This window comes from Salmonella sp. 32010601201800023SM (genome assembly GCF_017572235.1).
GTDB lineage: Bacteria > Pseudomonadota > Gammaproteobacteria > Enterobacterales > Enterobacteriaceae > Salmonella > Salmonella enterica.
Genome location: NZ_JAGEQS010000001.1, coordinates 1,454,075 through 1,467,676, shown reverse-complemented (window position 1 = coordinate 1,467,676; position 13,602 = coordinate 1,454,075). Strand labels below are relative to the sequence as shown.

Sequence of the window (13,602 nt, the reverse complement as noted above, 5' to 3'; positions counted from 1 at the left end):
CCGAGGGCCAGACGGTGGCCGAAGGCGATGTGCTGCTGATTCTGGAAGCCATGAAGATGGAAACCGAAATCCGCGCCGCGCAGGCCGGCACCGTCCGCGGTATCGCGGTGAAGTCCGGGGACGCGGTTTCCGTCGGCGACACCCTGATGACGCTGGCGTAACGGAGAACTGAAATGGAAAGTCTGAACGCCCTGCTTCAGGGCATGGGGCTGATGCACCTTGGCGCAGGCCAGGCCATCATGCTGCTGGTGAGCCTGCTGCTGCTGTGGCTGGCGATTGCGAAGAAGTTCGAGCCGTTGTTGTTGCTGCCGATTGGCTTCGGCGGGCTGCTCTCCAACATCCCGGAAGCGGGCATGGCGCTGACCGCGCTGGAGAGCCTGCTGGCGCATCACGACGCCGGGCAGCTGGCGGTGATTGCCGCGAAGCTTAACTGCGCGCCGGACGTGCACGCCATTAAAGAGGCATTAGCGCTGGCGCTGCCGTCGGTGCAGAGCCAGATGGAGAACCTGGCGGTGGACATGGGCTACACGCCGGGGGTGCTGGCGTTGTTCTACAAAGTGGCGATTGGCTCCGGTGTCGCGCCGCTGGTCATCTTTATGGGCGTGGGCGCGATGACCGACTTCGGCCCGCTGCTGGCCAACCCGCGCACCCTGCTGCTCGGCGCGGCGGCGCAGTTCGGTATCTTCGCCACGGTGCTGGGGGCGCTGACGCTGAACTACTTCGGCCTGATTTCCTTCACCCTGCCGCAGGCGGCGGCCATCGGCATTATCGGCGGCGCGGACGGCCCGACGGCGATTTATCTGTCGGGCAAGCTGGCGCCGGAGCTGCTGGGGGCCATCGCGGTGGCGGCGTACTCGTATATGGCGCTGGTGCCGTTAATCCAGCCGCCGATTATGAAAGCGCTGACCACGGAGACGGAGCGGAAAATCCGCATGGTGCAGCTGCGCACGGTGAGTAAGCGGGAAAAAATCCTCTTTCCGGTGGTGCTGTTACTACTGGTGGCGCTGCTGCTGCCGGACGCGGCGCCGCTGCTGGGGATGTTCTGCTTTGGCAATCTGATGCGTGAAAGCGGCGTGGTGGAGCGTCTGAGCGACACGGTACAGAACGGGCTGATTAATATCGTGACCATCTTCCTCGGGCTGTCGGTGGGCGCAAAACTGGTGGCGGACAAGTTCCTGCAGCCGCAGACGCTGGGCATTCTGCTGCTGGGGGTGATTGCGTTTGGTATCGGGACGGCGGCCGGGGTGCTGATGGCGAAGCTGCTGAACCTGTGCAGTAAGAACAAAATCAACCCGCTTATCGGTTCGGCGGGGGTGTCGGCGGTACCGATGGCGGCCCGCGTATCGAACAAAGTGGGGCTGGAATCAGACCCGCAGAACTTCCTGCTGATGCACGCGATGGGCCCGAACGTGGCGGGGGTAATTGGCTCGGCCATTGCCGCGGGCGTGATGCTGAAATACGTGCTGGCAATGTAAATCTGTTCCTTTCCCGGAGGCGGCGCGTTGCGCCTGTCCGGGCTACCGGATTGCATGGATCTGTAGCCCGGACAGATGCGCAGCATCGCCTCCGGGAATGTCCCATAAGGAGACTTTGATGAATGAAACCATAGCATTTCGTCCGGAAGGCCGGGCATCGACAAAAGATGTGGTTGTCAATTACACGCTGGCGTCACTGGACGAGCTTGAACAACTGCACCCGGCGCTGAATCTGCTGGCGCACCCGTCAATCGTCCGTGGCAGCCATGATTTCTTTGTCCGTTGTTATGACGCGGGCATACAGCATGCGCAGGCCGGGGCGGCTGAAACGGTAGCGGTTTTGCCTGATTCGCTGCCACAAGAACGGCAAAGGAGCGGGCTGCTGTGTGCCGCAGCAGGTCGTCTGGATGCCCTGCGCCAGCCGCTGACGCACAATCGTTTATGTGACCTGGCCAGTCAGTTCTGTGCTGGCATGGCAGATGTTGACAGCGAAACCCGCAGCGGTTTTTATACCGTGCGCAGCATATCGCTGCCGGTTTACCGGCGGCTGTTGCGGGATCAACATTCTCACGGTGTCTGCCTGCAGCAGGCTCTGCTGCACCTGCTGGCCTGGAAGAGCGATTCTCCCTGGGCGCGGCAGCAGGCGCAGCGGCTGCTCTGGCAGGGCGGCGTGCTGGGCGATAAAGGTGAGTTTGCGCTTATGACGCTGGATGATGAACTGCGGGAGCGCCAGATTGAGTGGCCCGGGCTGTGGTCGCTGCTGGCCGTCACCGGGTTTCTGGCGAAATTCCCTGCCGGACCGATATTTGCTGACTGAAAAATGAGGACTGCTGACAATTATCTATTGTGTTGGCATTTCTGCGAGAGGCAGCTAGCGCTTTGCCTGACTTACGAAATGAGAATATCAACAGATTACGTACTTTTTGTAGGTCCGTGGTTGGAACATTGCCACCTGGTTACATTTTGTCAGCAGCCTCAAGCGTGGATGGCTCCACGCTTTTTTTGTCTATGGAAAACCCCCAGCCAGGCCCTGTCTCTTGATCAGGAGGTCTGATCAAGAGACAGGGCTATGCCGGAGGATATTTATTGGAAACCGATGAGATAGCCCACCGTGTCATCAATCGAAATATAAATAAATATATAACGAAATAATTCGGCGCTATAATTCTCCTCTGATTAATAACGTAGCCCGAACCATGACCTGTCAGGACAAATCACTTTTAGCCCCCGGTTTCGCTTCCACGCCCGTCATTCCGCGCTATCGCCAGCTCATACGCAAACGGGCCGTGCTCATGTTAGCTATTGCGCTGGCGATGATGGCTTCACTGATGGTGGATGTAACCTGTGGGTCTTCTGGTTTACCGCTCAGTGCGCTGTGGCAGGCGCTTTTCCAGCCGGAAAAGGTGAATGCGGGCATACACGTTATTGTCTGGGATATTCGTTTACCCTATGCCCTGATGGCGCTGCTGGTAGGCATGGCGTTAGGGTTAGCGGGCGCCGAAATGCAAACCATTTTAAATAATCCGCTGGCGACGCCGTTTACCCTCGGCGTATCGTCCGCGGCGGCTTTTGGCGCTGCGCTGGCGATTGTGTTGGGGATCGGTATTCCCGGTATTCCTGCCGCCTGGTTTATCCCGGCCAATGCGTTCATCTTTGCGCTTTTATCCGCGTTACTCCTGGACGGTATTACCCGTTGGACAGGCGTCGCCGCATCCGGAGTGGTGTTGTTCGGTATTGCGCTAGTATTCACCTTTAACGCGTTGGTCGCCATTATGCAGTTTGTGGCTGATGAAGATACGCTGCAGGGGCTGGTATTCTGGACGATGGGGAGCCTGGTCCGCGCGTCGTGGGAAAAATTGGGCGTACTGGCCGTGGTGTTTATTGTTGTGCTTATGTGCGCGTTACGAAGCGCCTGGCAACTCACGGCATTACGTCTGGGCGAAGAGAGGGCGATGAGCTTTGGGATTCATGTCCGCCGTTTACGCCTGCTGTCATTGTTGCGTATCAGCTTGTTATCAGCGCTGACGGTAGCTTTCGTCGGGCCGATTGGTTTTATTGGTCTCGTTGCGCCGCACATTGCGCGAATACTTTTGGGGGAAGATCACCGTTTCTACCTTCCGGGCAGCGTGCTGATAGGCGGGCTGGTGTTATCGCTGGCCTCTATTGCGGCGAAAAATAGTATTCCGGGCGTCATGGTGCCGGTGGGGATTGTCACCTCGCTGGTCGGGGTTCCGTTCTTTTTAAGCGTTGTATTGCGACATCGGGGGAGTCTCTGATGCGCGGGTTAATGCTCCGCTCATTTAGCGCCAGCTATTCCACTCAGCCGGTTATTGCAGATCTCAACGTTCCCTTACTGCCGCGCGGGAAAATTACCATTTTGCTGGGGCCGAACGGCTGTGGTAAATCGACGTTACTACGTTCGCTGGCCGGGCTGAATAACGCCGACGGCGAGGCGCTGCTTGATGGCGAAGATCTCATGTCGTTATCGTTTGCCGAGCGGGCGCAGAAAGTTGTATTTTTGCCGCAGTCATTACCGCAGGGCGTACATCTGCATGTACTGGAGTCGATTATCGTGGTACTGCGGGCATCAGGCGGCAGAGACAATGCGCAGGGCAGAGCGCAGATACTGGCTATCCTTGAGCAATTGGGCATAACGCATCTGGCGTTGCAGTATCTCGACCAGCTTTCCGGCGGTCAGCGGCAGTTAGTGGGTCTGGCGCAATCGCTGATTCGTCGCCCTGAACTTCTGTTGCTGGATGAGCCGCTCAGCGCGCTGGATTTAAACTATCAGTTTCACGTAATGGATCTCGTGCGTCGGGATACCCAGGCGCAAAATAGGGTGACGATAGTCGTGGCGCATGACATTAATATTGCACTGCGTCATGGTGACCATGTCCTGATGCTAAAAGACGGCAGGCTGGTCGCCAGCGGCGCGCCGGAGACGGTGATTACTGCGGAGCGTCTGGCTGAAGTGTACCGGGTACGAGGACGCGTGGAGCGCTGTTCGCAGGGGAAATTGCAGGTGGTGCTGGACGGCGTGATCGCTGTTTAAGACATATTGCCTGATGGCGCTGCGCTTATCCGGCCTACCCATTGCTCGTAGGCCGGATAAGGCAGTTATACCGCCATCCGGCAAAGGTGATTACTTCGCTTTACCCTGATTCGCCACGGCAGCCGCTTTCGCAGCGATCTCGTCAGCGTTGCCCAGATAGTAATGTTTGATCGGCTTGAAGTTTTCGTCGAACTCATACACCAGCGGCACGCCGGTCGGGATGTTTAACTCAAGAATCTCATCTTCACTCATGTTATCCAGGTATTTCACCAGCGCACGCAATGAGTTACCGTGAGCGGCGATGATCACGCGCTCACCGCTCTTCATACGCGGCAGGATGGTGTCGTTCCAGTAAGGAATAACGCGGTCGATGGTCAGCGCCAGACTTTCGGTCAACGGCAGCTCTTTCTCGCTCAGTTTGGCATAACGTGGATCGTGACCCGGATAACGCTCATCATCTTTGGTCAGTTCCGGCGGCGTCACGGCAAAACCGCGGCGCCACTGCTTAACCTGCTCGTCACCATATTTTTCGGCCGTTTCCGCTTTATTCAGCCCCTGCAACGCGCCATAGTGACGTTCATTGAGTTTCCAGGATTTTTCCACCGGCAGCCACGCCTGATCCAGTTCATCCAGTACGTTCCACAGCGTATGGATAGCGCGTTTCAGTACGGAAGTGTAGGCAAAATCAAAGCTGAAACCTTCTTCTTTTAGCAGTTTACCCGCTGCTTTTGCTTCGCTTACGCCTTTTTCAGACAGGTCAACATCATACCAGCCGGTGAAACGGTTCTCTTTGTTCCATTGACTTTCACCGTGACGTACCAGAACCAGCTTAGTTACAGCCATACTCTCACTCCTATAAATCATATGTAATGATAATAATTCTCATTATATTGCCGCGAGGTGTTGGCGGCAATGCTTACGCATAACCATAGCGAAAATAGTGGCGCAGTGTAAGGTTCTTGTGAACTCAGAGTTGCGATTTTGTCTTTAAGTGGTGGAGGTTTGAGCAGGGCAATGGCGCGTAGGCCCGATAAGCTTGCGTCATCGGGCATGTAGCGGCATATCGTTAGAACGGAATAAACTGATACTCGGTCAGGCTGGCGTACTCCTCGCCAGGGCGAAGGATACAGTCAGGCTGCGGCCATTCAGGATGATTCGGACTGTCCGGCAGCAGTTCGCTTTCCAGCGCCAGCCCTTGCCAGTCGGCATAAGGTTCCGGCCCGCGGGAAGGTGTACCCGCCAGATAATTGCCGGAATAAAACTGCAACGCCGGGGCGGTGGTGTAAACCATCATTTGTAGCTTTCCATCCTGTGACCACAGACGGGCCGCCGGCTTTTTGCCATCACCCTGCGTCTGTAGCAGGAAAGCATGATCGTAGCCTTTAACCTTGCGCTGATCGTCATCGGCGAGAAATTCACTGGCAATGACTTTTGGCATCCGGAAGTCAAACGAGGTATTGGCTACCGATTTTAGCCCCTGGCGTGGAATACCGGATTCATCTACCGGCAGATACTCATCCGCCAGAATTTGCAGCTTATGTTGGCGCACGTCGGTCCGATCGCCGTCCAGATTAAAATAGACGTGGTTGGTCAAATTCACCGGACAGGGTTTATCGACCGTCGCCCGGTAGGTGATGGATATTCTATTGTCATCGGTCAGACGATATTGCGCCGTGGCGCAAAGATGGCCAGGAAAGCCCTGGTCGCCGTCATCAGAGGTGAGCGCGAATAATACCTGGCGATCGTTCTGGTTCACAATTTGCCAGCGGCGCTTGTCAAAGCCTTCCGGTCCGCCGTGTAGCTGGTTCTCGCCCTGACTTGGGCTTAACTGTACGGTTTCGCCGGCAAACGTATAGCGGCTATTGGCGATACGGTTCGCGTAACGGCCAATAGAGGCGCCGAGGAATGACGTCTGTTCAGGGTAGTGTTCCGGGCTGGCGCAGCCCAGCAATGCTTCCCGAACGCTGCCGTCAGACAGCGGAATACGGGCGGAAAGAAGAGTGGCTCCCCAGTCCATCAGCGTTACCACCATCCCTGCGCTGTTGCGCAGGGTTAGCAGGCGGTACGGTTGACCATCGGGGGCCAGTGCGGGCGTTTCATTTAGCACTGTCCTGCTCCTTGTGACGGTTTGCATACATAAAAGGTTTCTTTGATTCCGGTTTTCGCTTCGTACTGTTGCGCAACGGCCTGCTGCACAGCGGGAACCAGATCTTCCGGGATCAGCGCGACAACACAGCCGCCAAAGCCGCCGCCGGTCATGCGCACGCCGCCTCGATCGCCGATGGTCGCTTTGACGATGTCTACCAGCGTGTCTATCTGCGGGACGGTAATTTCGAAATCATCGCGCATTGAGGCATGGGACTCCGCCATCAGTTGGCCCATACGTTGCAAATCACCTTTCTCCAGCGCGCTTGCCGCTTCAACGGTGCGCGCATTTTCGCTCAATACATGGCGAACGCGTTTTGCGACTACCGGGTCCAGTTCGCTGGCGACGGCATTGAACGCCTCAAGGCTGACATCGCGCAGGGCCGGCTGCTGGAAGAAACGGGCGCCGGTTTCGCACTGTTCACGACGGGTATTATACTCGCTGCCTACCAGCGTGCGCTTAAAGTTACTGTTGATGATCACCACGGCGACACCTTTCGGCATGGAAACCGCTTTGGCACCGAGCGTACGGCAATCAATCAGCAACGCATGATCTTTTTTGCCGAGCGCAGAGATGAGCTGATCCATAATGCCGCAGTTACAGCCGACAAACTGGTTCTCGGCCTCTTGTCCGTTGAGCGCAATTTGCGCGCCGTCCAGCGGCAGGTGATAAAGCTGCTGGAAGACTGTGCCCACCGCCACTTCCAGCGAGGCGGAGGAGCTTAACCCGGCGCCCTGCGGCACATTGCCGCTGATGACCATATCCACGCCGCCAAACGCGTTGTTACGCTGTTGCAGGTGTTTCACTACGCCGCGCACATAGTTAGACCACTGCTGGCTATCGTGGGTCACGATCGGCGCATCCAGTGAAAATTCGTCCACCTGATTGTCGTAATCGGCGGCAATCACCCGTACGGTACGATCGTCGCGCGGCGCACAGCTAATTACGGTCTGGTAATCGATAGCGCAGGGCAGAACAAAACCATCATTGTAATCAGTGTGCTCGCCGATCAGATTGACGCGGCCTGGCGCCTGAATCGTGTGGGTAGCAGGGTAGCCGAAAATTTCAGCAAACAGCGCGCGCGTTTTCTCTTTCAGATTCATTTTTATACTCCGGATTCGCGAAAATGGATGTCGCTGACCGCGCGCAGGCGTTCAGCCGCTTGTTCTGCGGTTAAATCACGCTGGGTTTCCGCCAGCATTTCATAGCCGACCATAAATTTGCGGACGGTCGCAGAGCGCAGCAGCGGCGGATAAAAGTGTGCGTGCAACTGCCAGTGTGCGTTTTCTTCACCGTTAAACGGCGCGCCGTGCCAGCCCATTGAGTAGGGGAAGGAACACTGGAACAGGTTGTCATAACGACTGGTCAGCTTTTTCAACGCCAGCGCCAGAGAGTCGCGCTGCTCGTCGCTTAAATCGGTAATGCGCAGGACATGCGTTTTGGGTAACAGTAGCGTTTCGAACGGCCACGCCGCCCAGTAAGGCACCACCGCCAGCCAGTGTTCGGTTTCGACCACGGTGCGGCTGCCGTCCGCCAGTTCTCGCTGGACATAATCCACCAGCATTGGCGAACGCTGTTCGGCGAAATAGGCTTTTTGTAAACGATCTTCGCGTTCGGCCTCATTCGGCAGGAAGCTGTTGGCCCAGACCTGTCCATGCGGATGCGGGTTCGAACAGCCCATCGCCGCGCCTTTATTTTCAAAGACCTGCACCCACGGATAGGTTTTGCCTAACTCGGCGGTCTGCGTCTGCCAGGTTCTGACGATTTCCGTCAGCGCGGGCAGGCTCAACTCCGGCAGCGTTTTACTGTGATCGGGAGAAAAGCAGATCACGCGGCTGGTGCCGCGCGCGCTCTGACAGCGCATCAGCGGATCGTGGCTGTCCGGCGCATCCGGCGTATCGGCCATCAGCGCCGCGAAATCGTTAGTAAAGACGTAAGTCCCTTTGTAATCGGGATTTTTATCGCCGGTGACACGCGTATTGCCCGCACACAAGAAGCAGTCCGGATCGTGGGCCGGCAGCATTTGCTGAGACGGCGTTTCCTGCGCCCCCTGCCAGGGGCGTTTTGCGCGATGCGGCGAAACCAGAACCCACTGGCCGGTAAGCGGGTTATAACGGCGATGCGGATGATCGATGGGATTAAATGGGGTCATAACAACGTCCTTAATCTGGGTATCCCTGCGGATGGCGTGACTGCCAGTGCCAGGTGTCCTGCGCCATTTCGTCAAGCGTGCGGGTGACGCGCCAGTTCAGCTCGCGATCGGCTTTGCTGGCATCCGCCCAATACGCCGGGAGATCGCCGTCGCGGCGCGGCGCGAAGTGGTAATTAATGGGTTTACCGCAGGCTTTACTAAAGGCGTTGACCACATCCAGGACGCTACTGCCGACACCCGCGCCGAGGTTATAAATATGTACGCCGGATTTGTCCGCCAGTTTTTCCATTGCCACGACGTGCCCGTCGGCTAAGTCCATAACGTGAATGTAATCGCGTACGCCGGTGCCATCCTCGGTCGGGTAATCATTGCCGAAAACGGCGAGCGATTCGCGACGACCCACGGCGACCTGGGCGATATAGGGCATCAGGTTATTCGGAATACCTTGCGGATCTTCTCCCATGTCGCCCGACGGGTGCGCGCCGACCGGGTTGAAATAACGCAGCAGCGCAATACTCCACTCCGGCTGGGCTTTTTGCAGATCGGTGAGGATCTGTTCTACCATCAATTTACTTTTGCCGTAGGGGCTTTGCGGCGTGCCGGTAGGAAAACTTTCGACGTAAGGAATTTTGGGCTGATCGCCATAAACGGTGGCAGAGGAGCTAAAAATAAGGTTTTTAACGTTGGCCGCACGCATGGCGCTGACCAACCGTAGCGTACCGTTGACGTTGTTGTCATAGTACTCCAGCGGCCTGGCGACCGATTCGCCGACGGCTTTCAGGCCGGCAAAGTGAATCACGGTATCAATCGCGTGATCGTGCAGAATTTCGGTTATAAGCGCTTCGTTGCGAATATCGCCTTCGACAAAGGTCGGGTGCTTACCGCCCAGACGTTCAATAACGGGCAGCACGCTGCGCTTGCTGTTGCAGAGGTTATCGAGGATGACGACGTCATGACCATTTTGCAGCAATTGTACGCAGGTATGACTTCCAATGTAACCGCTACCACCTGTAACCAATACTCTCATAATTCGCTCCGTTAAGCCTATGGTATGGAATAACCATAGCATAACAAAGATGCGAAAAGTGTGACATGTAATAAATTAGTGGAATCGTTTACACGCTGGTGATTTTACGCATTTATATCAATTAAATGATTACAAATCATCTGGCTTGAGAATGCTTCTGCTTTTTATCCGAAAAAAAGGCGCGTTACGCGCCTGGGAATGAAACGGACGGGGCAGGAGCTGTCAGTCTTTTTTACGCGAGAGTAGCTTCCTGGCGAGCGCCCCGACAGCGACGACGCCGATGGCGGTCACTTTCCAGAATTTAAGCAACGCAATACCGAGCATAGCAAGCAGTCCTACTTTCTTGGCCGCGATACCGCCAATCAGCGCGGCGAGCCCATACTCCGCTATTTTGTCCGTTGATTCGTTGAAGTCAGCGTAGCGTTGTCCAGCGTTGAACTTGACGGAACTGAGAATTCTTTTCGCCAGCGGGATTTCATGGTTAACAGAACCTCTGTCAGTCACCAGATTTAAAGAAAAATAGCCTTCACGTCCCAGCAGATAGGTGTTGTAGTTCACGCCTTGTTCATTCAGTGGTTCGTTGGTGCCGATATCCTGGATGGCGGCGGACCAGATCAGACGATGATTGGTTGCATCGTAGGTAGGCTTCTCGATCCAGCCAATAATTTCTATCGGCTCAATGCCTTTTGCAATACGATCTTTATTTGCTTCTTTTGTGCCTTTGCGCAGGTTATCCATTAATTCATCGGCATCCCAATTTTTTGCATCATCATCTTTTACATAACCAGAATCATCATATTCGATAGAAATAAATCCATTCATTTCCTTTTTAAATACGAGACCGTAAAAATATTCATCGTCAACATAGTTACCAATTTCACGCATAAATACCGCCGCTTCTTTTGCGGGTATCCAGGTAAATCCTTCCGGCAGATTAAGCGTGCTTTATCACCTAAACTAATCTTTGTCGGACCCGCAACGGCGGCGCGACTCATGCCTTCAACAGCGACCTCAACGGCGGTTTTACGCGCTTCCTGCGCAGCGGTCGGCTTTTGCTCAGCATAACTGCCGGGGCAAAATAACATGGCTGCCAGTAAAAATAGTATTATTTGTGGAAAACGAAAAGCCATAATGAATCCCTTATATTCACATACGACATCATTGTCGAAAATTTCAGGATTATTATGACAATGAGGCGGTCAGCGATTCAAGAGATAGTAAGCTTATCGACCGTTATTATTATTCTTAATAAAAGGAGAGTGGTTCCAGAATGGCGCGCGGCGCCATTCTGATAATACATTTAATTATTGCATCGTCCGGAAACGTACTTATAACGTTCGCCCGCTGGTACAAATTCCAGCCGGTGGGTAATACAGGCAGGCGCATCCTCTGCATGATGGGAAACGAACAGCAGTTGGGTCTCTCCCTGGCGAATTAATACATCTACAAAACGGCGTACCAGTTGGCGGTTCAGCGGGTCCAACCCTTGCAGCGGCTCATCCAGAATCAACACTGTCGGATGCTTAACCAGCGCGCGCACGATCAGCGCCAGCCGCTGCTGTCCCCAGGAGAGACTGTGGAAAGGGGCATCCGCCGTACGCTTATCGATTCCCAGAATATCCAGCCACTGTTGCGCCAGTTTTCGCTGCCTGTCTGAAACGGCCTGGTAAATGCCGATAGAATCGAAATAGCCGGAGAGAATGACATTGCGCACCGTGGTACTGACGCGGTAATCCAGATGTAAACTGCTGCTGACGTAGCCGATATGTTTTTTGATATCCCAGATTGTTTCGCCGCTTCCTCGCCGCCGCCCGAACAGCGTGAGATCGTTGCTGTAGCCTTGCGGATGATCGCCAGTAATAAGGCTAAGCAACGTAGACTTACCCGCTCCGTTAGGACCGACGATCTGCCAGTGTTCGCCCGGATTGACTCGCCAGCTTAGGTGGTGGAGGATAGGGCGATCGTTATACGAGACTACGCCATCGTTAAGTACGATCCGTGGTTCGCCATCGGGTAACGCATGGCGGGCGGAAGGTTCGTCCGGTTCGGGTAATTGTACGTCGGTCAGACGCTCGCTGTGCGCGAGTTGAGCGACCAACGCCCGTTGCAGTAACTCTGTCGTCGTTCCGGTCTCCGCCAGCGTACAGTCGGCAAGCACGCCGGCAAACTGCACGAAGTCCGGGATTTCATCAAAACGGTTGAGTACCAGCGCCAGGGTAATGCCCGCCTGGTTCAACGCCGTCAGGCGTTGCGCCAGTTGTTGACGGGCGGTCACGTCAAGTCCGTCGAACGGTTCATCAAGGATTAATAACTCCGGCTCAGACATCAGCGCCTGACACAGCAGCGCTTTTCGCGTCTCGCCGGTAGAAAGGTATTTAAAACGCCTGTTGAGTAAAGCGGAAATGCCGAACTGCTGCGCCAGCATCGCACAGCGGGCAGGATGGTGAACTTCATCCTGAATAATTTCCGCGGTAGTGCGCCCGGTATCGTCTTCGCCAGGACTGAGCATATCGGTGTTATTACGTTGCCATTCATCGCTGACCAGCTTTTGCAATTGTTCAAAGGACAGACGAGTAATGCGGGTAAACCGACACTGGCGCTCGCCTGTTAATAACGGCAGTTCACCCGCCAGCGCGCGGGCGAGCGCCGACTTCCCGCTCCCGTTAGCCCCAACGAATGCCCAGCTATCGCCCGCATTGAGCGTCAGCGAATCCAGATGAAGTGTTTTTGTATCGCTCAGACGAAACGTGCCTTGCGAAATTTGCAACGATGACATTTTGCATCCCATTTTTTGCAGCGATGAATGACAGGGATACGTCTTTCGGCAACGGATGTCAATGTGCTTAGCACAACGTTGCAATAATCACTCTGTCCGCATTAAACCAGGCAATCACGTCATCGCCTTCCTTTAACGTGGCGGCATCCGCAGTCGGTATCGTGGCGCACAGCGTCTGGCCGTCCGGCAGCGCCATCAACACTTCACACTGTTCCGCGCCGCGCTCGATATGGCTGATCGTTCCCGACAACTGATTGTCAGCGGCGCGCGCAACGGCTGCATCCCGGGTAATGCCAACCCACGGCGCTTTTAGCAGGATCAGCACTTCTTTACCTTCCTCCAGGCCGAGACGCTCGCCGCTTTGCGCCGTCAGCGCGACTTTAAGCCGCGTTTTGCCGTCGGCCAGCAGCACATCGACATGCTGTTGCACCTGATCGCGATCGCGGGCGGTAATGGTGCCGAACCACTGATTTCGGGCGCTGGTTTGCAGTGAAAAGCGGGAGATAGCGGCCAGCAGACTGTCAAGCGGCAGGGCGTCATCGTCGCTTAACACATCGAACGCTTTTTGCTGAATTTGACCCAGCAAATCGTAAAGCTGGATCAGACGCTGGCCATAGCGGGTTAATACCGCGCCGCCGCCGCCTTTGCCGCCCGTTGCGCGTTCAACCAGCATATGTTCGCTAAGCTGGTTCATGTCGTTTATTGCATCCCAGGCGCTCTTATAGCTGATTCCCGCGTCTTTCGCGCCCTGACTAATAGAGCCGGAAAGCGCAATGTGTTTCAGCAGAGAGATACGTCGGGGATCGGCAAAAAGCTTTTGCTGAAGTTTCAGGGTAAGAAGGATTTCGGCCTGCATAACCAGCTCCTGGTAAAAAGACTATTGTGACTGAAAAGCGCGTCAGCGCAAAGCCGACCGCACAAAAGGGGAGTGCTTTTCTGTGTGATGCGGTTAAAATACAAAAAGGACTATATCT

12 protein-coding genes and 1 pseudogene are annotated in these 13,602 nt (G+C 55.3%); 5 read left to right on the top strand and 8 right to left on the bottom strand.

The genetic code is table 11. The features are described 5' to 3' along the window. The 5 genes from J4617_RS23130 to J4617_RS07355 form a co-directional block, all read left to right on the top strand. Positions 1-161: biotin/lipoyl-containing protein (locus J4617_RS23130; RefSeq protein ID WP_072268948.1), on the top strand; the 161-nt coding region annotated here is incomplete at its 5' end. Positions 162-173: 12 nt separating this feature from the next. Continuing rightward, positions 174-1,475: an oxalacetate decarboxylase subunit beta gene (locus tag J4617_RS07370; RefSeq protein ID WP_000444879.1), complete on the top strand. Its 1,302-nt coding sequence runs from the start codon at positions 174-176 to the stop codon at positions 1,473-1,475. Between the two features lie 118 nt (positions 1,476-1,593). Continuing rightward, positions 1,594-2,292, top strand: coding sequence for a triphosphoribosyl-dephospho-CoA synthase (locus J4617_RS07365; RefSeq protein WP_001005991.1), 699 nt, complete (start codon positions 1,594-1,596; stop codon positions 2,290-2,292). A gap of 379 nt (positions 2,293-2,671) precedes the next feature. Further along, positions 2,672-3,751, top strand: a complete 1,080-nt coding sequence (locus J4617_RS07360; protein WP_017465745.1) for an iron ABC transporter permease — start codon at positions 2,672-2,674, stop codon at positions 3,749-3,751. Next, the gene (locus tag J4617_RS07355; protein WP_017465744.1) at positions 3,751-4,527 is read left to right on the top strand and encodes an ABC transporter ATP-binding protein; all 777 of its coding nucleotides are present in this window, start codon (positions 3,751-3,753) and stop codon (positions 4,525-4,527) included. Before J4617_RS07360 ends, J4617_RS07355 begins: the two co-directional genes overlap by 1 nt. A 90-nt stretch (positions 4,528-4,617) precedes the next feature. Here the strand turns inward: J4617_RS07355 and gpmA are convergent, their stop codons facing one another. From gpmA to modE, 8 genes and pseudogenes are all read right to left on the bottom strand, one after another. After that, entirely contained in the window at positions 4,618-5,370 is a 753-nt protein-coding gene (gene gpmA / locus J4617_RS07350; protein ID WP_000301554.1) for a 2,3-diphosphoglycerate-dependent phosphoglycerate mutase, read from the bottom strand. A 223-nt stretch (positions 5,371-5,593) separates the two neighbouring features. Continuing rightward, positions 5,594-6,634: a galactose-1-epimerase gene (galM, locus tag J4617_RS07345; protein WP_000931428.1), complete on the bottom strand. Its 1,041-nt coding sequence runs from the start codon at positions 6,632-6,634 to the stop codon at positions 5,594-5,596. Next, entirely contained in the window at positions 6,628-7,776 is a 1,149-nt protein-coding gene (gene galK, locus J4617_RS07340) for a galactokinase (RefSeq protein ID WP_001049366.1), read from the bottom strand. Before galK ends, galM begins: the two co-directional genes overlap by 7 nt. Before the next feature lie 2 nt (positions 7,777-7,778). After that, a complete protein-coding gene (gene galT, locus J4617_RS07335; protein ID WP_000187473.1) occupies positions 7,779-8,825 on the bottom strand; it encodes a galactose-1-phosphate uridylyltransferase in 1,047 nt (348 codons plus the stop codon). A gap of 10 nt (positions 8,826-8,835) precedes the next feature. Continuing rightward, complete coding sequence (galE, locus tag J4617_RS07330; protein WP_001265465.1) at positions 8,836-9,852, bottom strand: UDP-glucose 4-epimerase GalE; 1,017 nt, start codon at positions 9,850-9,852, stop codon at positions 8,836-8,838. Positions 9,853-10,074: 222 nt separating this feature from the next. Then, positions 10,075-10,982: pseudogene (locus J4617_RS07325) on the bottom strand (DUF2167 domain-containing protein). A 170-nt stretch (positions 10,983-11,152) separates the two neighbouring features. Further along, entirely contained in the window at positions 11,153-12,628 is a 1,476-nt protein-coding gene (modF, locus tag J4617_RS07320) for a molybdate ABC transporter ATP-binding protein ModF (protein WP_017465742.1), read from the bottom strand. Positions 12,629-12,695: 67 nt separating this feature from the next. Beyond that, positions 12,696-13,484: a molybdenum-dependent transcriptional regulator gene (modE, locus tag J4617_RS07315; RefSeq protein WP_001147416.1), complete on the bottom strand. Its 789-nt coding sequence runs from the start codon at positions 13,482-13,484 to the stop codon at positions 12,696-12,698. Positions 13,485-13,602 lie beyond the last annotated feature (118 nt).